At 61.6% G+C, this 20,105-nt stretch carries 19 protein-coding genes; 10 read left to right on the forward strand and 9 right to left on the reverse strand.

Translation table 11 applies throughout. The features are described from left to right. Nucleotides 1–323: 323 nt before the first annotated feature. On the forward strand, nt 324–1,292 hold the full coding sequence (locus tag Q9290_RS07290) for a hypothetical protein (protein WP_306078978.1): 969 nt from the start codon (nt 324–326) through the stop codon (nt 1,290–1,292). A 67-nt stretch (nt 1,293–1,359) separates the two neighbouring features. Here Q9290_RS07290 and Q9290_RS07295 read toward each other — a convergent pair whose 3' ends face one another. The 3 genes from Q9290_RS07295 to Q9290_RS07305 form a co-directional block, all read right to left on the reverse strand. After that, nucleotides 1,360–1,974: a TIGR04211 family SH3 domain-containing protein gene (locus Q9290_RS07295; RefSeq protein WP_306078979.1), complete on the reverse strand. Its 615-nt coding sequence runs from the start codon at nt 1,972–1,974 to the stop codon at nt 1,360–1,362. A 100-nt stretch (nt 1,975–2,074) separates the two neighbouring features. Then, nucleotides 2,075–3,340, reverse strand: coding sequence for an inorganic phosphate transporter (locus Q9290_RS07300; protein WP_306078980.1), 1,266 nt, complete (start codon nt 3,338–3,340; stop codon nt 2,075–2,077). A gap of 21 nt (nt 3,341–3,361) precedes the next feature. Then, complete coding sequence (locus Q9290_RS07305; protein WP_306078981.1) at nt 3,362–4,042, reverse strand: TIGR00153 family protein; 681 nt, start codon at nt 4,040–4,042, stop codon at nt 3,362–3,364. A 168-nt stretch (nt 4,043–4,210) separates the two neighbouring features. Here Q9290_RS07305 and Q9290_RS07310 point away from each other — a divergent pair, with 168 nt between their 5' ends. Continuing rightward, entirely contained in the window at nt 4,211–5,722 is a 1,512-nt protein-coding gene (locus Q9290_RS07310; RefSeq protein ID WP_306078982.1) for a CYTH and CHAD domain-containing protein, read from the forward strand. A gap of 41 nt (nt 5,723–5,763) precedes the next feature. On the opposite strand, the gene Q9290_RS07315 is transcribed toward Q9290_RS07310, so the two are convergent. Genes Q9290_RS07315 through Q9290_RS07325 form a run of 3 tightly spaced genes read right to left on the reverse strand, consistent with a single transcriptional unit; the run spans nt 5,764 to nt 7,140 of the window. Further along, nucleotides 5,764–6,096 carry a hypothetical protein gene (locus Q9290_RS07315; protein ID WP_306078983.1) on the reverse strand — a complete coding sequence of 111 codons (333 nt, stop codon included), beginning with the start codon at nt 6,094–6,096 and terminating at the stop codon, nt 5,764–5,766. Next, complete coding sequence (locus Q9290_RS07320) at nt 6,093–6,716, reverse strand: hypothetical protein (RefSeq protein WP_306078984.1); 624 nt, start codon at nt 6,714–6,716, stop codon at nt 6,093–6,095. The genes Q9290_RS07315 and Q9290_RS07320 overlap by 4 nt, the downstream gene beginning before the upstream one ends. Nucleotides 6,717–6,726: 10 nt before the next feature. Beyond that, nucleotides 6,727–7,140, reverse strand: coding sequence for a YjfI family protein (locus Q9290_RS07325; protein ID WP_306078985.1), 414 nt, complete (start codon nt 7,138–7,140; stop codon nt 6,727–6,729). 156 nt (nt 7,141–7,296) lie between these two features. Here Q9290_RS07325 and glnE point away from each other — a divergent pair, with 156 nt between their 5' ends. Together glnE and Q9290_RS07335 are read left to right on the forward strand one after the other, a co-directional pair. After that, nucleotides 7,297–10,167, forward strand: coding sequence for a bifunctional [glutamate--ammonia ligase]-adenylyl-L-tyrosine phosphorylase/[glutamate--ammonia-ligase] adenylyltransferase (gene glnE, locus Q9290_RS07330; RefSeq protein ID WP_306078986.1), 2,871 nt, complete (start codon nt 7,297–7,299; stop codon nt 10,165–10,167). Nucleotides 10,168–10,204: 37 nt separating this feature from the next. Continuing rightward, nucleotides 10,205–10,564, forward strand: a complete 360-nt coding sequence (locus Q9290_RS07335; protein WP_107851864.1) for a four helix bundle protein — start codon at nt 10,205–10,207, stop codon at nt 10,562–10,564. Nucleotides 10,565–10,604: 40 nt separating this feature from the next. On the opposite strand, the gene lpxL is transcribed toward Q9290_RS07335, so the two are convergent. Then, nucleotides 10,605–11,531: an LpxL/LpxP family Kdo(2)-lipid IV(A) lauroyl/palmitoleoyl acyltransferase gene (gene lpxL / locus Q9290_RS07340; RefSeq protein ID WP_306078987.1), complete on the reverse strand. Its 927-nt coding sequence runs from the start codon at nt 11,529–11,531 to the stop codon at nt 10,605–10,607. Between the two features lie 129 nt (nt 11,532–11,660). Here lpxL and hldE point away from each other — a divergent pair, with 129 nt between their 5' ends. Further along, a complete protein-coding gene (hldE, locus tag Q9290_RS07345; RefSeq protein ID WP_306078988.1) occupies nt 11,661–13,085 on the forward strand; it encodes a bifunctional D-glycero-beta-D-manno-heptose-7-phosphate kinase/D-glycero-beta-D-manno-heptose 1-phosphate adenylyltransferase HldE in 1,425 nt (474 codons plus the stop codon). Between the two features lie 60 nt (nt 13,086–13,145). Here hldE and Q9290_RS07350 read toward each other — a convergent pair whose 3' ends face one another. Next, complete coding sequence (locus Q9290_RS07350; protein ID WP_306079164.1) at nt 13,146–13,616, reverse strand: FKBP-type peptidyl-prolyl cis-trans isomerase; 471 nt, start codon at nt 13,614–13,616, stop codon at nt 13,146–13,148. Between the two features lie 81 nt (nt 13,617–13,697). After that, nucleotides 13,698–15,005: an outer membrane channel protein TolC gene (gene tolC, locus Q9290_RS07355; RefSeq protein WP_306078989.1), complete on the reverse strand. Its 1,308-nt coding sequence runs from the start codon at nt 15,003–15,005 to the stop codon at nt 13,698–13,700. A 222-nt stretch (nt 15,006–15,227) separates the two neighbouring features. Between tolC and nudF the strand changes: the two genes are divergently transcribed. From nudF to parE, 5 genes are all read left to right on the forward strand, one after another. After that, nucleotides 15,228–15,845 carry an ADP-ribose diphosphatase gene (gene nudF, locus Q9290_RS07360; protein ID WP_306078990.1) on the forward strand — a complete coding sequence of 206 codons (618 nt, stop codon included), beginning with the start codon at nt 15,228–15,230 and terminating at the stop codon, nt 15,843–15,845. A gap of 45 nt (nt 15,846–15,890) precedes the next feature. Beyond that, nucleotides 15,891–16,331: a DUF1249 domain-containing protein gene (locus tag Q9290_RS07365; protein ID WP_371930903.1), complete on the forward strand. Its 441-nt coding sequence runs from the start codon at nt 15,891–15,893 to the stop codon at nt 16,329–16,331. An 8-nt stretch (nt 16,332–16,339) separates the two neighbouring features. Next, a complete protein-coding gene (gene cpdA / locus Q9290_RS07370) occupies nt 16,340–17,170 on the forward strand; it encodes a 3',5'-cyclic-AMP phosphodiesterase (RefSeq protein WP_306078991.1) in 831 nt (276 codons plus the stop codon). Between the two features lie 2 nt (nt 17,171–17,172). After that, nucleotides 17,173–17,742 (forward strand): YqiA/YcfP family alpha/beta fold hydrolase, encoded by a 570-nt coding sequence (locus tag Q9290_RS07375; protein ID WP_306078992.1) that lies wholly within the window; start codon nt 17,173–17,175, stop codon nt 17,740–17,742. Between the two features lie 457 nt (nt 17,743–18,199). Continuing rightward, nucleotides 18,200–20,095 carry a DNA topoisomerase IV subunit B gene (gene parE / locus Q9290_RS07380; RefSeq protein ID WP_306078993.1) on the forward strand — a complete coding sequence of 632 codons (1,896 nt, stop codon included), beginning with the start codon at nt 18,200–18,202 and terminating at the stop codon, nt 20,093–20,095. The last annotated feature ends 10 nt before the right edge of the window (nt 20,096–20,105 follow it).

Below are 20,105 nucleotides of genomic sequence, written 5' to 3' on the forward strand. Positions count from 1 at the left end.
CGAATGAAAATGGCCTGATCCCAGGCCGTTGAATGCCCGTAATGTATACGATTTTCTCGTAACCAAAAAGATAAAGATCACGTAATGGCAGATAGATCACTGTTTTGTAGCAGTTTGTGGCCGTCAGTCATCTTTTTAACTCTTTTGGTACGTCACTTTCGTATACGAAATGGAGCGTGTTTTCTGGAATGACTATAGTTCATGGTGCCGCTCCGGTGCCGGGATCATGCTTGAGAAGGTGGCAAGCCGGGTCTCGAGCGGTACTTGCCTGTGGATCAGTGCCCCCTATAATGCTCGCTCATTTTGTTTTTGGTATTCCGGCCTTGAAGTATCAACGTCTTCCCAAGGGGCACTTTGCCCTGTTCGTGATTTATCTCATCACCGGCGCCTCCATCGCCGCGTCCATGGTGTTTTCCCTGCTGTTGTTTCTGTCCCTGGATCAGGGCCCGCTGATGAAGGTGATGTTCGGCGGCCTGGCACTGGTGTTTGAGGTGGGCAAGTTCTACATCTGGTACGAGATGGGGGAGCGGCTCAACCGCCGGGATCGGCTGGGGGCCGGCAAGGCGCTGTGCTTCTATGGCATTCTGGCGGCGCTGTCCATTGCCGGCAGTGTTGGCGGCATTAATGCCGCGACCAACACCCTGCTGCAGGGCGACAAGGCGCGGGCCGCCCTGGTGCAAAGTTATGATGATCGCATTGCCGCCCTTGACCGGGAAATCGAGATCAACGAACAGGCGGCCCAGGCCTATATCGAGATGGATCGCATCGCCACCGGCATGACCCGCATGCTCAAGCGCAATCAGGCGCTGATGGCGCAGCAGGACGAGCTGCGCCGGGAGCGGGATCAGGTCGCGGTGGAAAGTCAGGACTCGTTGATGGGGCTGATGAGCGGTCTGGCCGACGGCCTGGGCTGGCCGCTGTCGCGGGTTCAGTTTGGCATTGTGGCGGCGCTGTCGATGCTGCTCGACTTCTTTGCCGCCTTTTTTATCTCGCTGCTGGGTGAGGAAATTCGTTTTCGGCGTCATCATCGCCTGCATGGCAGCGAGCCGGCGCCGGCACTGCCGCAACCCGAGCCGGTGGTCGAACCTGCCGAGCCCGTCGTGCGCCCCGACTATTATCACGAGCTGGTAGAGCGGCTGAAGGCGGGCGAGCTGCGCTGTGCCAAGGGGGCGGTGTCGGCGCTGCTGAACAAGTCAAAGGAAGAAGTGGAAGACATCTTTCACTGGCTGCAGCAGGACGGCGTGGTGTACCGCAAGCCCAACCGGCACTTTGCCCTGAACGACGCTGAGTAAACAAAAAGCCGCTGGTAAACCCAGCGGCTTTTTTCATGCTTGGAACCAGTCCCCAATCCCTAAGGGATCAGTTCATCCATCTGTCCTGACGCTTGCGGCGACGCAGGGGAATCATCGGCAGCACAAAGCCCAGCAGGGCGCCGGCACCGGCCACCAGACCGCCGTGCACCAGCCAGTCCAGACGCATTTGATGCTCACGGTCATCCATCAGGCTGGACAGGCGCTGATTCTCGGAAGAGAGCTGCTCGTGGCTGCTGCTGAGCTCGTTCAGGCGGGCGGTCAGGGTGGCCAGCTCCTGCTGCTGGCGCTCGATCAGATTGACCTTGTCGGCCACGTCCTGGGCATGGCGCTCATCCACGCTGGCCAGCTGAGCCCTGGTATCGTTCAGCGCTTTTTCCAGCACCGGCAGGCGGGAGCGAAAGCTCTCCTCGGTTTGCAGAAAACGACCATCCATCCAGCCGGTGCGGCCCTCGGCGTCCTTTATCTGCACATACTCGGTGTCGTTATTCCGGCCGAGAAACTCCACCGTTTCACCGGAATTGATGGAGCCTATAATGCGGTACTGGTTGCTGGGGCCGGCATGCAGAAAGGCATAAACGTCATCGGAAATGTAACGGGTGGCGGCGCTGGCCTGGCTCACCCAAAACAGGCTGCACAACAGCAGCAGAAATTTTGCTTTCACCTGAAAAATCCTTGGGGCTCTTGTAGTGAGGCCATGGTAATGGCGAGGGGCGGGAAGGACAAGAACAAGGGGCGCAAGGCCCCCTGGTATTCGAGTGGTATCAGGTGAACATCCACTGAATGATGTAGAAGAACACAATGGCCAGCACGGCGCCGGCGGGCAGGGTGACCACCCACGAAACCACGATATTTCGCAGCACGTTAAGGTTCAGGGCGGCAATGCCCCGGGCCAGGCCCACGCCCATCACCGCGCCCACCAGGGTCTGGGTGGTGGAAATGGGCAGACCGGTACCCGATGCGATCACCACTGTCGCAGCCGTTGCCAGCTGAGCCGCAAAGCCCCGGCTGGGGGTGAGGTGGGTAATGCCGGTGCCCACGGTGGCCATGACCTTGTGGCCCAGTGAAGCCAGGCCGATCACGATGCCGATGCCACCCAGCGGCAGAATCCACCAGGCGATGCTGGCGCTGGCGCCGATTTGCCCGGCGCTCTGCACCACGCTGACCACGGCCGACAGCGGGCCGATGGCGTTGGCCACGTCGTTGGAGCCGTGGGCAAAGGCCATGGCACAGGCGGTGACCACCATCAGAATGCCGAACACCTTCTCCACGTTGGAGAAGTGCATGTCCTTGTCATCCTTGGGGTTGTAGCGCTGGCGCTTGATGTAGAAGGCGCTGATCACGGCGCTCACCAGCGACACGGCCACCGACAGGCCCCAGCTCTGCACATCGGTCAGCTCCAGGCCCACGTGCTTGAGGCCCTTTTTCAGGGTCACCAGGCAGATCACCATGACGGTGAGGAAGATATAGGCGGGCACGTATTTCTTGGCTGCCAGCAGCGGGTTTTCGGCATTGAAAATCAGCCGCTGCACGCTGATAAAGGTGAAGTAGGCCAGCAGACCCGACAGCGCCGGGGTCACGATCCAGGAGCCGACCACACCGCCCAGCTTGCCCCAGTGCACGGCGTCAGAGCCAAGCGACACCAGTGCAAAGCCGACGATAGCCCCGATAATGGAGTGGGTGGTCGACACCGGCCAGCCGAAACAGGAGGCCAGCAACAGCCAGGCACCGGCGGCCAGCAGCGAGGCGATCATGCCGAACACCAGCAGATCCGGGTGCCCCTCAAAGGCCCCGACATCAATGATGCCCTTGCGAATGGTGGAGGTGACCTCGCCGCCGGCCAGGTAGGCACCGGCGAATTCAAAGATCATGGCGATGATGATCGCCTGTTTAATGGTCAGGGAGCGGGTGCCGACAGAGGTGCCCATGGCGTTGGCCACGTCGTTGGCGCCAATGCCCCAGGCCATAAAGAAGCCGAAGACGGCCGCCACCAGAATTAGCGTGGTGCCGTAGTTAGCAATGATATCCATTTATTTACCTTGTCGTTTCGCTCAGGAACGGGACAGCATCAGTTCCAGACGGGAACCAACCCGCTCGGCCTGATCTGCCAGGTCGCCGACCCACTCAAGGATCTTGTACAGGAACATGACATCGATGGGATTGTAGTTTTCTTCAATGGCCTGCAGCTGTTTGCGCAGCCGGGCCTGCATCACGTCGGTGTCGTCTTCAATCAGATCGAGCTGGTGGATCATGTCGGTGACCAGATCCATTTCCCGGCCCTTGAAGCCGGTTTCCAGCAATTCGTCGAGCTCATCGATGGCCTTGGAGGCCTGGGCGGTGGCATCGATACAACGGTTGAGGTAATCCATAAAGGCGGACTTGAGCTCAACGGGAATAGCCATCTGACGACCCACGATGCGGCCGGAGATGTCTTTCGCCTTGTTGGCAATCTTGTCCTGTTGGGTGAGCAGTTCCAGCATGTCGGTGCGTTCCACCGGCATAAACAGGCCGCGAGGGAGTTTAAGGCGGATTTCGCGCTTCAGCGCATCGGCTTCCCGTTCCAGCTGGGAGATGCGACGCTGGATCCGTTCGGCGTTTTCCCAATCCTGCTCCCACATGGCGTCGAAGAAGGGAACCAATTGCTGTGCAGCTTCATGGACTTTCATCACATGCTTCTGCAGGGGCTTGATAGGAGACTTGGCAAAGAGTCCCAAAATAGTATTAACTGGCATAGCCAACCCTGTGTCGGTGAAAAAACACTCGATACGTCAATGTGGCGCGAATGGTAACGTAACTCCCCAGGCAAGAAAACAGCATTTTTCATAAAACTGCCATGCTACTCTGATGGTGGTTTTTGCTTTCACATTTAAAACAGAAGGTTGGTTTTCCGGACACTCTCTATGGATACAGAAATCGAGATCAAGTTTCTTGTCTCACGCGAACTCAATGACAGCCTGCCCGACCTGCTGCCACCCTGCCGAATTCTTGAACACGACCGCCAGCACCTGGCCAATACCTACTTCGATACCGCCGAGCTGGGCCTGCGCCGTCTGGGCGCCGGTCTGCGCATCCGCAGCCAGAACGGCGAGCTGGAGCAGACCGTCAAGCTCGCCGGCAGCCAGGTGGGGGGGCTGCACCAGCGCCCGGAGTTCAACGTGGCCCTGGGTGTGCACAATCCCGACCTGTCGTTGTTTCCCGCGTCCATCTGGCCCGAGGGCGCCGATCCGCAAGCCCTGCAGCAGGGGCTGCAGCCGCTGTTCTGTACCGATTTCGTGCGTCGCCGCTGGCTGGTGGAACTGAACGGCGCCGAAATTGAACTGGCCCTGGACGAGGGCGAGGTGCAGGCGGGCGATCAGCGCGAGCCCATTTGCGAACTGGAGCTGGAGCTGGTGCGCGGCGATGCCTCGGTATTGTTTGAGCTGGCCGAGCACCTGGTGCAAGGGGGCGGCTTGCGTCTGGGGGCGGTCTCCAAGGCCCAGCGCGGCTACCGGCTGGCTGGCTTAAGCCCCATGCCCGAGCTGCAGGCGCTGGAGCCGGTGGCATTGCTGCCGGCGCAGTCCTGTGAGCAGGCCATGGTGGAGCTGTTGCACCAGGCCCTGGCACACTGGCAGCACCACGAGGAAGGCTGGCTGGCCCGCCCCGACATCGACTGGCTGGTGCAGCTGCGCGAAGGCGCCGCCCTGGTGCACCAGATTTTGCTGATGTTTGGCGAGCGGGTATCGCTTCGGGTCAACAGCGGCTGGGTCGACGATCTGCTGTGGCTGCAACAGCAGCTGTCCTGGCTGGACCGCGCCCAGATGCTGGCGCACCTGACTGCCGACAAGGGCCATTACCTGCGCCGGCTCGATTGCCGCAAGAGCCTGCTGCGGCTGCTGGCCGAGCAGCAGCAGGGCCTGCCCGACGAGCACAGCCTGCGCGAGCTGCTGCACAGCCCCCGCTACGGCCGCCTGGTGCTGGGGCTGACCCACTGGCTCTATCGCCAGGACTGGCGCGCCGGCCTGACCCGGGAGCAACAAAACCAGCTGCTGGCACCGGTGGCCAGCCTGGCCGATCCGTTGCTGGAAGACAGCTGGCAGACCCTGCGTCACAGCGCATTGGGGGGCGAACAGCTCAGTGTGGCGCAATATATTCAGCAAAAGGGCAAGCTGCGCCGCAATTTAATGGTGGGCCTGTGTTTCAGCCGGCTGTTTCCGGAGGCGGAGCGCCTGAGCTTTCGCATGCCCTGGCTCGACATTCTGCGTGGCATCGAGGATCTCGACATGCTCTCGCCGCTGCCGGAACTGGTGGAAAAGCTGGAAGCGGATGAGGCCGAAGAGCTGGAGCAGTGGCTGGCGCGCAAGCAGGGTTTTTTGCTGGAAGCCCTGGAGCAGTCCCGCCGTCAGGCGCTGGAGCTCACGCCTTACTGGCGTTGACATTAAAAAGGAGCCGTAAGGCTCCTTTTTATATGGGGGAATCAGGCCTCGTCCTGCTTTTGGCTGTATGCCAGCAGCTCGTCCATCACTCTGTGCTTGATCTCCAGCTGCTGCTCGGGCGCCAGGCCGTAGCGCTCGGCCAGGCGGGCATAATCGTCCGGGCTCAGCGACACCGTTAAGCGGGGGCGCTTGGGCTTGGCCGAGGTGGGCAGGCTCAGTATGTGCCGAATCTGGTCCGAGGGGCTGAGGCCATTGTCCAGGGCTTCGCGGCGAATGCGGTATTGCAGCTTTTCGTCCATGTCAAAGGCCACCTGCACCGCCCGGGCGGCCCGTACCGAGCTCTGCCACTTGTCCGGCAGTTTGCGCTGGCTCATGGGCGTGTATTCCGTTGTTGCCGCAACCGGGCCAGTACCTCGTCGGCGCTGTGCCGGCGGGCCCGGCCGCTTGCCGGAGCCGGTTCGTCGGGCTGAGGCTGCTGCTCCCGGGCGCGAATATGGGCCAGGGCCTCCTTGGCGTTGACCAGGGTTACCTCCGGATGCTCGCGAATGGCGGCCATGGTCTGGCGCACGCAACGGGTGGCCCGGGCCATGGCCAGCTGCCGGCACAGATCGTGATAGTGGCGTTCGGCTTCCAGCCAGCGGCGGCGATAGTAGCTCAGCCGTTTTTCATCATGGGCCCGGCGCGCGGCCAGCTCGGCCTGCCGGTTTTCCAGCTCCGCCAGGGCCTGAGCCAGGGTGTGGGCCTGTTCGTGAGTACCGTCGAGGGCGGCCAGTACGGCGCTTTCCTGCTCGCCATGGCGTTGTGCCAGCCGGGCGGTCTGCTCATCGGCGGCGACCAGTTCCTGCTTCAGCTGCTGGCACTGGCGCGCCAGCCCCTGCATGTGCTGCTCGGCATGGCGACAGTCCTGTACCAGTTGCACGCACACCCGTTCCGAATCCAGGCTGCCGTCTTTTTCATCCTGCAGGCTGCGCAGTACGCGACCTAATACGCTCATACTCGTGCCCTCACAACAAAAACTCCGCCATGTCTTCGATCACTTCCAGACAGTTGTCGCTCAGCACCGCCAGCTCGTGCTCGATGTCGGCCAGGGCCGAGTTGAGCGACAGGGCGCCAAACACCACGTACCAGTCGTCCAGCCGGGCAAAGGCCGACAGCGGCATGGGAATGTTCATGTCGAGCATGGCCTCCAGCATGGCCTGGCGCCGCGTCGGATCCACCTGACTTTCATCCCACAGGTAGCTGATGCACAAAATCTGATCATCGGACACGGAAATGAACAAGGGCAGTTCTTCCCGCCCTTCCACCGTGACCCTGAGTACCTCTACCTCGCCGGGAATGGGGTAGCACTGAAAGGCAAAACCTGTGGTCGAGGCCTCGCCCAGCTGCTCCAGATGGCGGCCGATGATTGATAGTTCCATGCACGAATCCTGACATAATAAGTCGGCTAAAGACTAATTCAGCCGGCCTTGCCAGTGCAAGCGCGACGTGGCGCACGAGAATTTGCGCTCGGCCCGCTGTGCCGCCCCGGCAAGGGTGATAGTCTGAAAGCCATTGTCGAACAGAAGGAATTGCCAATGTCAGCATTGCCCGCCCCGCTCGTCGCTCAGGCCGACAAACACTGGGCCCATTTTTCCGAACGCGCCGCCGAGGTGCTGCCTCGTCTCGATGCCGAGCGCATTGTGCGGCTGAAACGGCTGTTTGCCTGCAGCGATTTTGCCGCCGACAGCCTATGCCGCCAGCCCGAGCTGGCGCTGGAGCTGAGTGATGAGCGGGACTTGTTTAATGCCGATCGGTCCAGCCGCTATCAGCCCGAGCTGGCTGCCATGCTTGGCGAGGTGAATGACGAGGCCACCATGATGCGGCTGCTGCGCCAGTTCCGGCGCCGGGAGCTGCTGCTCATCGCCTGGCGGGAAATGTTGCTGGGGGCCGAAGTGGAAGAAAGCTTTGTGCATATCTCGGCGCTGGCCGATGCCCTGATCGTGGAAAGCTACCGCTGGCTGTACCGGCGTCAGTGCGCCGAGCTGGGTACCCCCACGGATGCCGACGGCAACGCCGTGCCCATGCTGATCCTCGGCATGGGCAAGCTGGGCGGCGGCGAGCTCAACCTGTCTTCCGACATCGATCTGATCTTTACCTTTCCTCACAATGGCGTGACCAAAGGCGGGCGGCGGGAGCTGGCCAACCAGCAGTTCTTTATTCGCCTCGGGCAAAAGCTGGTCAATGCCCTCAATCAGACCACCATAGACGGCCAGGTCTACCGGGTGGACATGCGCCTGCGGCCCTTTGGCGAGTCGGGACCATTGGCGGTGAGCTTTACCGCCATGGAAGACTATTACCAGCACCACGGCCGTACCTGGGAGCGCTATGCCATGGTCAAGGCGCGCATTCTCAACGACGAGGGTGAATATACCGCCGAGCTGCGCGCCATGCTCAAGCCCTTTGTGTTTCGCCGCTATATCGACTTCGGGGTCATCGACTCCCTGCGCCAGATGAAGGCCATGATCGCCGCCGAGGTCCGCCGCAAGGGTCTGAAAGACAATATCAAATTGGGTGCCGGCGGCATTCGCGAGGTGGAGTTTATCGCTCAGGTGTTTCAGCTGATCCGTGGCGGCCGGGAGCCGGCACTGCAGGTGCGCCACCTGCCCGAGGCGCTGGCGGCAGCCTGTGATGCCGGGGCGCTGGAGCGTGAGGTGACCGAACAGCTGCACGCCAGCTACCGCTTTTTGCGCAAGGTGGAAAACTACCTGCAGGCCTTTGCCGATCAGCAGACCCAGACCCTGCCCTTTGACGAGCTCAACCAGGCCCGGCTGGCCTGGCTGACCGGTCACAACGACTGGAACGCCTTTTTGACCACACTGCACGCCGCCATGGACGGGGTTCACCGCCAGTTTGAGCTGCTGATCGGCGACAGTACCGAAGCGGAAGAGGAAGGCGTGGCCCAGATCTGGTCCGATATCTGGCAGACCGACTGGGAGGAGGAAAACGAGCTGGCCACCCTGCTGGCAGAGCAGGGCATGGCCGCCGACAAGGCGGCACGGCTGGCCGGTGCCCTGAACACCTTCAAGGAAGAGTGTCCGCGCCGGGCCATGGGGCCCCAGGGCCGGCAGGCGCTGGAAAAACTGATGCCGGTGCTGCTGGAAAAGGTCAGCCAGTCCGACACCCCCGGCATTCTGTTTGCCCGGCTGCAGAAGCTGCTGCTGCAAATCGCCACCCGTACCGCCTATCTGCAGCTGCTGGTGGAAAATGCCGGCGCCCTGACCCAGCTTATTCGCCTGTGCGAGGCCAGCTCTCTGGTAGCCGAGCAGCTGGCGCGCTTTCCCATTTTGCTGGACGAGCTGCTGGTGCCTCAGGTGCTGTACAACCCCATTCCGCTGGACGCCTACAAGGACGAGCTGCGCCAGTTTCTGCTGCGGGTACCGGAAGAGGATGTGGAGCAGCAGATGGAGGCGCTGCGCCAGTTCAAGCAGATTCAGTTGCTGCGCATCGCCGCCGCCGACATTGCCGGTGTACTGCCGCTGATGAAAGTGAGCGATCACCTCACCTGGCTGGCGGAAGCCATCGTGGAAGAGGTGGTCAATCAGGCCTGGGCCCAGATCACCGCCCGCCATGGCGTGCCGGCCCAGCTGGCGGACAGCGGCGACAAGGGCTTTGGCGTGGTGGCCTACGGCAAGCTGGGCGGCATTGAGCTGGCCTACAGCTCGGATCTGGATCTGGTGTTCGTGCATCAGGCCGGCATGAGCGGTCAGACCAACGGTGACAAGCCGCTGGACAGCCGCCAGTTCTACCTGCGCCTGGCCCAGCGCATTATTCACCTGTTCAATACCCGCACCGCCAGCGGCGTGCTCTATGAGCTGGACATGCGCCTGCGCCCCAGCGGCAACTCCGGTCTGATGGTGACTCCCCTCGACGCTTACGGTCACTACCTCGAGAAGGATGCCTGGACCTGGGAGCACCAGGCCCTGGTGCGCAGCCGTCTGATTGTGGGCGAGCCGACGCTGTGTGAGGAATTTTCCCGTATTCGTGCCGCCGTGCTGAGCAAGCCCCGCGACCGGGGTGAGCTGGCCACCGAGGTGGTGGCCATGCGCGAGAAGATGAGGTCGCACCTGATCAAGGCCGGCCCGGGGGAGTTTCATCTCAAGCAGTCGGTCGGGGGCCTGGCCGATATCGAGTTTCTGACCCAGTATCTGGTGCTGGCCTACAGTGAGCAGCACCCGGAGCTGACCCGCTGGCCCGACAACATGCGTATTCTGGAAACCGCGGTGGAGGTGGATCTGCTCGACGAAGAGGAGTCGCTGCGGCTGCGCCAGGCCTACTGCGCCATTCGCGACCGGGGCCATCGTCTCAGCCTGTCGGATCAGCCCGGCCGGGTACCCGACACCGAGCTCACCCAGGAGCGGGAATGGGTGGTGGCAAGCTGGAATAAATGGCTCAAAGGCAGGGACTAGGGACTAGGGAATAGGGAACAGGGACTGGAGGGCAAATATGAAGACGCACAAGCGACTGGATGTCTGGCGTGAATCCATGCTGCTGGTCAAGCTGACTTATGAGGTCTCGGCGTCATTTCCCCGGGCCGAGTTGTTTGGTCTCACGTCCCAGATGCGCAGAGCCGCCATTTCAGTGCCTTCGAACATTGCCGAAGGTGTGGCCAGAGCGAGTACCCGTGAATACGCTCATTTCCTGAGCATTGCCAGAGGCTCGCTGAATGAGCTCGATACTCAGATGGAGATCGCGTGTATGCTTGGCCTGCTGCCGGAAACTCATGATGTCTTTCGGCAGCTGGACCACACATTTCGCTTGCTTAACGGTTTGCAGCGCAGCATCAAACGGAAACTCGAGACCTGATTACCAGTCCCCAGTCCCTAATCCCCAGTCCCCCATATGCTCAGTACCTTGAAGGCATATCCTTTTCTGGCAATGTCTTGAACCGGCGGTGTAGCCACATGTACTGCTCCGGGGCGCGGCGAATGGCAGCCTCGATCACCCGGTTGCCGGTAATGGCGTCGGCCTCGTCGTCACCGACGGGAAAGTTCTCCAATGGCGCCTGAATAATCAGCCGGTAGCCATTCTTTTCACGCAGGGTAAAGCAGGGCAGGGTAACGGTGTTTTTTACCCGCGCCAGGGTGGCGGTGCCGGTAATGGTGGCGGCCTTGTCGACGGCGAAGAAGGGCACAAACACGCTGGCGTGGCGGCCGTAATCGTGATCCGGCGCGTACCAGAGGGCATCGCCGGCGCGCAGGGCCCTGAGCATGCCCTTGATGTCGAGCCGGTCCACCAGATATTTGTTGGAGCGGCAGCGGCCGTGCACCTGGGCGTATTCCAGCACCGGATTGGTGTTGGGGCGATAAACCCCCACACCGGGGCGGTACAGACCGAACTGGCGTGCATTTAGCTCCAGGGTAAGAAAGTGCGCCGACAGCAGCAGCATGCCCTGGCCGTTTTGCACGGCGGCGTCCACGTGCTCGGTGCCTTCCATAGTGGTGAGGGCGCGCATGCGCCAGTGCGGCCAGAACCAGGCCATGCCGGTTTCGAAAATGGCGCAGCCCACGCTTTCAAAGTTGGCCTTCAGCAGCCGCTCGCGCTCGCTTTTTTCCCGCTCCGGCAGGGCCAGATCCAGGTTGCGCCGGGCCACTTTCACTCTCGACTTCAGCAGCCTCATCGACAGCCGGCCCAGGGCCCGGCCCAGTGCCATCTGGGCACGCCAGGGCAACAGGGTCACCAGCAGCCAGAGCAGGCTCAGCCCCAGCCAGGCGGGCCAGAAGCGCGGGTGCAGCAGGGCTGCGCGAAAGGAAGGAAGCCGTTGGTTTTGCATGTGACAACGCCATTAAAGGTGAATGGGCGGATTCTAAATAACTCGGGCGCCAATGGCCACCCATGCACACTCAAGCCCGTCAGGCTGTGATATTATTCGGCCTTTCCATGTGTCAAAGAGTCGGAACCTATGAAGATCAAGCTGCCGGAATTTGATGGCGCCAGGGTGCTGGTGGTCGGGGATGTGATGCTGGACCGTTACTGGTCGGGCCCAACCGGACGCATCTCGCCCGAGGCCCCGGTGCCTGTGGTCAAGGTTGAGCACAACGAAGAACGCCCGGGCGGCGCCGCCAACGTGGCGCTGAACGCTGCCGCCCTGGGCGCCGGCGCGCGCCTGCTGGGCCTGACCGGCAACGATGAGGCCGCCAATGCCCTGCAGGAGCGCATGCAGGCGGTGGGCGTGGACTGTGACTTTGTGCGCCACGCCACGCACCCCACCATTACCAAGCTCAGGGTGATGAGCCGTAACCAGCAGCTGCTGCGGCTCGACTTTGAGGACGGCTTTAACGCCGACGACGCGGCGCCCCTGAGCGAGCGTACTCAGGCGTCCCTCGCCGACGCCGGTGTGGTGGTGCTGTCCGACTACGCCAAGGGGGCTCTGGCCCGGGTACAGGAGCTGATCCGGGCCGCCAATCAGGCCGGTGTGCCGGTGCTGGTGGATCCCAAGGGCACCGAGTTTGAAAAATACCGCGGCGCCACCCTGCTGACCCCCAACATGAGCGAGTTCGAAGCCGTGGTGGGCAAGGTGAAGGACGAGCAGGAGCTGGTGGCCCGGGGCCGGGAGCTGGTGGAGCGCTTTGAACTGCAGGCGCTGCTGGTGACCCGCTCCGAGCACGGCATGACCCTGATCCGCCGGGAAGAAGACGAACTGCACCTGCCGGCCCGGGCCCATGAGGTCTATGACGTGACCGGTGCCGGCGACACCGTCATCGCCACCCTGGCCACCAGCCTGGCCGCCGGCCTGGCGCTGGAAGAAGCCTGCGCCCTGGCCAACGTGGCCGCCGGTATCGTCGTCGGCAAGCTGGGTACCTCCACCGTATCCGCCATCGAGCTGGCCAATGCCCTGTATGGCGGCCCCGAGTCGGGCATGGGGGTCATGAGCGAGCAGCAGCTGAAATTTGTAGTGGATGCGGCCCGTCGCCGGGGCGAGAAAATCGTGATGACCAACGGTTGTTTCGACATTCTGCACGCCGGCCATGTGTCCTACCTCAACAATGCCCGCAAGCTGGGCGACCGGCTGATCGTGGCGGTGAATACCGACGAATCGGTGCGGGCGCTCAAGGGCGACGGCCGGCCGGTGAATACCGTGGATCGCCGCATGGCGGTGCTGGCGGCCTTGGGCGCGGTGGACTGGGTGGTGCCCTTTGCCGAAGACACGCCCCAGCGGCTGATCGCCGGCGTGCTGCCTGACATTCTGGTCAAGGGCGGCGACTACAAGCCGGAAGATATCGCCGGCTTTGAGGAAGTGACCGCCAACGGCGGCGAGGTCACCGTGCTTAACTTTGAGGACGGCTGCTCCACCACCGCCATCATCGAGGCCATTCGCACCCGCTGAAGGTGCAACAATAAATAAAAATGCCGGCTTTCAAGCCGGCATTTTTTATGGCACTGATAATCAGTTGATCTTGAACAGTTCCACATCAAAGATCAGCACGGAACCCGGCGGAATGGTACCCACGGCGCGGTTGCCGTAGGCCAGTTCGGCGGGAATGAAAAAGCGGGTTTTCTCGCCTTCCACCATCAGCTGCAGGCCTTCGGTCCAGCCCTTGATCACCTGCTTCAGGCCAAACTGAATGGTCTCGCCGCGATTCACCGAGCTGTCGAAGACGGTGCCGTCGAGCAGGGTGCCATGGTAGTGCACGGTGACCTTGTCGCTGGTCCTGGGGTGTACCGTGCCGGTGCCTGGTTGCAGCACCAGGTATTGCAGGCCGGAAGCCGTGGTCTGCACCCCTTCCTGTTGCTTGTTTTCGGCAAGAAAGGCGTCGCCCGCTGCGATGTTTTCGGCCGCCGCCTGCTTGTTGCCCTGAGAGCGATAGATAAACAGCACCACCAGCGCCACCAGGGCGATACCCAGAATGATTTTCACCACATGAATTCCTTTTTTGGTAAATTCAGGGAAGGCCCATGCCTTCCCTGATGTCTCACGTTTTACAACTTGCGTTCAATGTTACCGTTGCAGCCCGTTATTGATATCGGCCAGATCCTGCTCGGTGAGGTTGCCGGCGGCCTGCTTGAGCTGCAACTGGCTGACGATGTAGTTGTAACGGGCGGATGACAACTGCTGCCGGGCATTGTAAAGCTGACGGGTGGCATTGAGCACGTCGACGATGGTACGGGTGCCCACCTCGTAGCCGGCCTCGGTGGCGCTGAGGGCGCTTTGTGCCGATACCACCAGCTGTTCAAAGGCACGAATGGAGCCAAGGGCACCGGTCACGTCGTTGTAGGAGGAATAGACGCTGCTCTGCACCGAGCGAAAGGTTTTTTCCAGCACTTCACTGGCTGCCACATAGTTGTAGCGGGCCTGGGTTACCTGTGAAGATGTGGCACCGCCGGAATAGAGCGGCAGTTTAAAGTCCACGCCAATGCTGCCTTCGCTCAGGGTATTGTCGCGAGCGTTGCTGATGCCGGTGGAGGAGCCACTGAAATCGGTGCGGCGGCTGTTCAGGCCGGCGTTCAGATCCAGGGTGGGGTGATGGCCGGCCTGTGCCAGACTGATCTGCTCACTGGCAATGTCTTTGGCAATGCGCTGGCCGTGCAGCTCGAGGTTTTGCTCCAGGGCGATTTTCAGCCAGCCGTCGGCACGCAGGGCCGATGCCTCTGGGCTGAAGCTGTCGGTATTGAGCGGAGCCAGTTGCTCATAGGTCATGCCGGTGAGCTCGCGCAGGGCCTCCTTGCTGTTGTCGAGGGCGTTGCGGGCCAGAATTTCATCGGCCAGGGCCTGATCAAACTGGGCCTGGGCCTCGTGCACGTCGGTCATGGCACTCAGGCCCACTTCAAAGCGCTGTTTGGTCTGCTCCAGCTGGCGGCTGACCGCTTCTTTATTGGCCTGCACAAAGCTTAAGGCGTCTTCGGCGTTGAGCACATTGAAATAAGCCTGGGTGGCGCGCACGATCAGGGCCTGTTGCTCCCGCTTGTAGCTCACGTCACTCTGGGCCGCCTGCTTTTCGGTGATGTCGAGGTTAACCCAGCTCGACTTGCGATACAGTGCCTGGCTCAGGTTGACACCGGCATTGGTGATCGTGGAATCGGTCTGGTTGCTCTCGGTGTAGGTAGCGCCGGCCCCCAGATTCACCTGAGGTAGCAGGGGCGCGCGGGATTCATTGATTTTTTCAAAGGCGGCGTCGCGGCGGGCCTTGGCTTCCCGCACCTGAGGATCGTTTTGGGTGGCCTGCTGATAGACGTCGAGCAGGTTTTCGGCCTGGACCTGGCCTGCAGCGCACAGGAGTACCAGGGTCGACAACAGTGTTTTTTTCATGGGTTGGCCTTGTATAACGGATGATGCCATGATCGCCGTGCCCAAGCAGGCAGTCGGTTTTCGTCTGTTCAGTATAACGGTAACATGAGCCCTGGTTGGCGGGCCGGCCGGCTGAGTGAGTAACCGGTGTACCGTGAGCAAGGTATTGCAAGAGAATGAACGTTCATTCATTTAGGGGCTCAGTCTAGATTTTGCCACCGGAATGTCAAGCAAGGAGCGAGCATGAGCAACAATAAGGACGCCCGTTTTGGGCGCCGGGATATGCAGATAGTGGCCGAGGAAACCGGCTACAAGGGTTTTTTCCGGTTGCTGAAAGTGCGCCTGCGCCACCGGCTGTTTGCCGGCGGTTGGGGCCCGGAACTGACTCGGGAGTTGTTTGACCGGGGCCATGCGGCGGCGGTACTGCCCTATGATCCGGTGCGCGACGAAGTGGTGCTGGTGGAGCAGTTCCGTGTGGGTGCCATTCATCACCATGCCAGCCCCTGGCTGCTGGAAATTGTGGCCGGCATCGTTGAGCCCGGCGAAACGGAAGAAGCCGTGGTACGGCGGGAAGCCGAGGAAGAAGCGGGCCTGACCCTGGGGCGCCTGACCCGGGCGCTGGGCTATTTTTCCAGTCCCGGCGGTTGCAGCGAGCGCATTACCGTCTTTGTGGGCGAGGTGGATGCCAGTCAGGCAGCGACTCACGCGGGGCTGACCGATGAAGGGGAAGACATTCGCGTACACCGGCTGCCCCGTAAACAGGCGATGCAATGGCTGGCCGATGGTAAAATAGATAACGCCGCCAGCGTGATTGCGTTGCAGTGGCTGGCGCTTAACCTGGAGTCTGGACTGTGGGAGTAGGGTGTGAGCGGTATTGACACACTCGGCACGTCCAAGGAGGAGAGTTTGGTTTCCGTTACCGGTCGCAAGCATGTGCCGGATCTCAAGGGGTTGCAGCGTACCTGCGACACCAATTACATGGCGCTGATGAAGCTGCTGCCCGGCGAAGCAGCGGTCGGCGAGAGCCTGTCGGTGGGCATCAGCGAGCGAGTGCTGTTTGTGTTAAGGGTGCTGGAAACGGCACCCTATACCTGGCATGTGTCCATTGAACAGTGCACCCCCGGATTGCCGGTGTTTATGCGCATGAAAGTGCGGGTTCGGCTCTATCATGACGTGAGAATGGCCGAAGTGTGTGCCAGTCAGCAGATTTCCACCCTGCAGCCAAGTTATGATTATCCCAACAAAAACATGCACCACCGTAACGAAAAGGAACAGGTTAACTTCTTTCTCGCCGAATGGCTGAGATGTTGCCTGCAACACGGATTCAGCACGGTCAAACAGCTTTGAGCGAGGCAATGACGCTTTCCACAGTTCCCCTTGGCACCCATGCCGGCAACGGTATTCTTGAGCTTACCCAGATCACCGACACTCATTTGTTCGCCGATAAAGACGGCGACTTGCTGGGTGTGCCTTCCTGGCACAGCTGCCGGGCGGTGGTGGACGCCATGAAAGAAGAGCTGACCGGGTGCGACGCCATTCTGGCTACCGGGGATCTGTCCCAGGATCAGAGCGCAGAGTCTTATCGTCATTTTGTGACCATGATGGCCGAGCTGGCGCCGCCGGTGTTCTGGCTGCCCGGCAACCACGATGAAGCCCCGCTGATGCAGGAGGAACTGGACAGCGCCGGCATCAGCCAGGGCAAGCACCTGCTGGGCGAGCACTGGCAGGTACTGCTGCTCGACACCCAGGCCCGCGGCCATACCTATGGCCGGCTGAGTGAGCAGCAGCTGGCATTGCTGGACGAAGCCATCGACACCTACCCCAATCATCACCTGCTGGTGGCGGTGCATCATCAGACGGTGCTGGTGGGCTGTGCCTGGCTGGATCAGCACAACCTGCGCAATCCCGAGGCACTCCAGACCCGGCTGGCGCGCCACCGGGGCAGCAAAGTGGTGCTGTGCGGTCATGTTCACCAGGGCTTTGACCAGGTCCAGGACGGCATTCGTTATCTGGCGAGCCCTTCTACCTGCATTCAGTTCAAGCCGCTGTCTGACGAGTTTGCCCTGGATCACACCGCCCCGGGCTGGCGCCAGCTGTCGCTGTACCCCGACGGGCGGCTCAGTACCCGGGTGTGGCGGCTGCCGCCGGATGCCTTTGTGCCCGACTTCAGCGCCAGAGGATATTAACCATGGCGACCCTGCTTTACCTGCACGGCTTTAATTCGTCTCCCAACTCCATCAAGGCCCGGCTGATGCGCGAGCATCTGCAGCAGTACCGGCCCGACATCGAACTGGTGTGCCCGCAGCTGGCGGCGACCCCGGCGGCGGCCTGGGCCCAGATTGCGTCCATTTGTGACCAACTGAACACCCCTTTCGGGGTAGTGGGCTCATCCCTCGGCGGCTTCTGGTCCACCCGGGTGGCGGAGCAGTACGGTGTACGCGCCGTGGTGGTGAATCCGGCGGTGAACCCCCATGTGTTGCTCAATGACTGGCTGGGCGAGCAGGTCAACCCCTACACCCATGAGCGCTATACCCTCACCGGGCAGCACATGGCCGAGCTGGCCGAGCTCAGAGTCAATGAGCCGACCTGCCTCGACCGCATCTGGCTGCTGCAGCAGCAGGACGACGAAGTGCTCGACTACCGGGAAGCCCTCGATTACTACCGCTTCGCCCGGGTCTGCATTCAGAAGGGCGGCGACCACTCCTTTATCGGCTTTCAGCACTACTGCGCCCAGATCATCCGGTTTCTGCAACTGTAATCCGCTCTTGTTCCCACGCTCCGCGTGGGAACGCATATCGTCTGTCTGGCCCGTTACAAAGCGAAGCAGCAGCGCGGTTACACTCCGCCGACACGCTTCGAGCCCATCCGTGGGACGCTCGGCAAATGTCATCCATGACATTTGCCGGTCGGCTTCGGTAATCCCCACTGCTGCTTCGGGCAACACCGGCGTTGCCTGTAAGCTGATAGCCAGCGCCGAGTGTCCTTAGGAGGGCAAAGGGTGTCTGCTTCGCCGTGCCCTTTGCGCCATGGATGGCGCAATGGAGCCCCATGGATGGGTTTACGGCGTGCCGGCGAAGCTGTGCGCTTTGGCCGACGGCAGTGCACTGGCCTGCAAACGATATTATTTCCGGCTTCCGGCTGTTTTGCTTCCTTCTTCCCGCAATGGGCTTCGAGTAGTAAGATCCGGCAATAACCCCAGATTACCGAAGGTCAACATGACATCGAGTCAATATACTGCGGACGCCATTGAGGTACTCAACGGCCTGGAGCCGGTACGTCGCCGCCCCGGCATGTATACCGACACCGCGCGCCCCAACCACCTTGGCCAGGAAGTCATCGACAACAGTGTGGACGAAGCCCTGGCCGGCCACGCCCGCAAGGTGGAGGTGATACTGCACGAGGATCAGTCCCTCGAGGTGATCGACGACGGCCGCGGCATGCCGGTGGACATTCACCCGGAAGAGGGCATCTCCGGGGTGGAGCTGATCTTCAGCAAGCTGCACGCCGGCGGCAAGTTCTCCGGCAAGAACTACCAGTTCTCCGGTGGTCTGCACGGGGTGGGCATTTCCGTGGTCAACGCCCTCAGCACCCGGGTAGACGTGACCGTGCGCCGGGCCGGCCAGGTGCATGAAATGGCCTTTGAAAACGGCAACAAGGTGAGCGAGCTTGCCGTTACCGGCACCTGCGGCCAGCGCAACACCGGCACCCGGGTACGGTTCTGGCCCGATGGCAGCTATTTTGACTCGCCCCGTTTCTCCGCCACCCGGCTCAAGCACCTGCTCAGGGCCAAGGCGGTGCTGTGCCCGGGGCTCACCATTCGCTTTGACGACAAGGCCAATAACGAAACCCTTGAATGGTGTTATGAAGACGGCCTTAAAGACTATCTGGTGGAAGCGGTCAAGGACTATCCCTGCCTGCCGGAAGCCCCCTTTACCGGCAGCTTCTCCGCCGAGCATTCGGCGGCGGACTGGGCCCTGTGCTGGCTGCCGGAAGGGGGAGAAACCCTGGGCGAAAGCTACGTCAACCTGATCCCCACCGCCCAGGGCGGCACCCACGTAAACGGCCTGCGTCAGGGCCTGCTCGATGCCATGCGTGAGTTCTGCGAGTTCCGCAACCTGCTGCCCCGGGGCGTCAAGCTGACCCCGGACGACATCTGGGAGCGCTGCGCCTACATTCTCTCGGTAAAAATCCAGGATCCCCAGTTTGCCGGCCAGACCAAGGAGCGGCTGTCGTCCCGTCAGTGCGCTGCCTTTGTCTCCGGGGTAGTGAAAGACGCCTTCAGCCTGTGGCTGAACCAGCATATCGAGCTGGCCGAGCAACTGGCCGAGCTGTGCATCAGCAGCGCCCAGCGCCGGCTGCGTCAGGCCAAAAAGGTGGTGCGCAAAAAGGTCACGCAGGGTCCGGCGTTGCCCGGCAAGCTCACCGACTGCGCCTGCTCCGATCCGCTGCAGGGCGAGCTGTTTCTGGTGGAAGGGGACTCCGCCGGTGGCAGTGCCAAGCAGGCCCGGGACCGGGAATTTCAAGCCATCATGCCCCTGCGCGGCAAGATCCTGAACACCTGGGAGGTGGAGTCCGGCCAGGTGCTGGCGTCCCAGGAAGTGCACGACATCTCGGTGGCCATCGGCCTGGATCCGGATTCCGACGATCTCTCCGGCCTGCGCTACGGCAAGATCTGTATTCTCGCCGACGCCGACTCCGATGGCCTGCATATCGCCACCCTGCTGTGCGCCCTGTTTGTACGCCATTTTCGCCATCTGGTGGCAGCGGGGCATGTGTTTGTGGCCATGCCGCCGCTGTACCGCATCGATGTGGGCAAGGAAGTGTTCTATGCCCTGGATGAAGACGAACGGGATGGCGTGCTGGAGCGCATCAAGGCCGAGAAGAAAAAGGGCAAGGTGCAGGTGACCCGCTTCAAGGGCCTGGGTGAGATGAACCCCAAGCAGCTGCGGGAAACCACCCTGGATCCCAATACCCGCCGTCTGGTGCAGCTGACCGTGGACGATAGTGAGGCCACCGAAAAGCTGATGGACATGCTGCTGGCCAAGAAACGCGCCGGCGACCGCCGTGAATGGCTGGAAACCAAGGGCAACATGGTCGACCCCCTGGCCTGAGGATAACAAT

Origin of the sequence: Oceanimonas aquatica, from assembly GCF_030732065.1 — a bacterium.
Classification (GTDB): domain Bacteria; phylum Pseudomonadota; class Gammaproteobacteria; order Enterobacterales; family Aeromonadaceae; genus Oceanimonas.